The organism is Mesorhizobium sp. LNHC252B00 (genome assembly GCF_000502955.1).
Classification (GTDB): Bacteria; Pseudomonadota; Alphaproteobacteria; order Rhizobiales; family Rhizobiaceae; genus Mesorhizobium.
This window is the reverse complement of sequence record NZ_AYWO01000133.1, coordinates 1-417: the sequence shown is the minus strand read 5'-3', so window position 1 is coordinate 417 and position 417 is coordinate 1. Positions and strand designations below refer to the sequence as shown.

General features: G+C 64.7%; 1 protein-coding gene. It reads right to left on the bottom strand.

From position 1 onward, the window contains the following. A partial coding sequence (locus tag X744_RS139640; protein ID WP_023763261.1) for an NAD-dependent epimerase/dehydratase family protein occupies positions 1 to 417 on the bottom strand: 417 nt, incomplete at both ends.

The window sequence follows — 417 nt, the reverse complement described above, 5'->3', positions numbered from 1 at the left end:
CCGCGGCGGGGCTGTCGCTGGCACGGATCACGCCCTCGGCGATGTCCTCGACATAGGTGAAGTCGCGCGTGTGGTTGCCGTTGTTGAACAGCTTGATCGGCTCACCGGCCAGGATGCTCCTGGTGAACAGGAACAGCGCCATGTCAGGGCGTCCCCAGGGGCCGTACACGGTGAAGAAGCGCAGCCCCGTGGTCGGCAGGCCGAACAGGTGGCTGTAGCTGTGCGCCATCAGTTCGTTGGCGCGCTTGGTGGCGGCGTAGAACTGCAGCGGATGGTCGGCCGGCCGATGCTCGGAAAACGGCATGTCGGTGTTGGCGCCGTAGACGCTCGAGGTGCTGGCATAGGTCAGGTGCCCGACACGGCTGCCGCGGCAGGCCTCGAGCATGTTGGTATAGGCGATAATGTTGCTCTCGACAT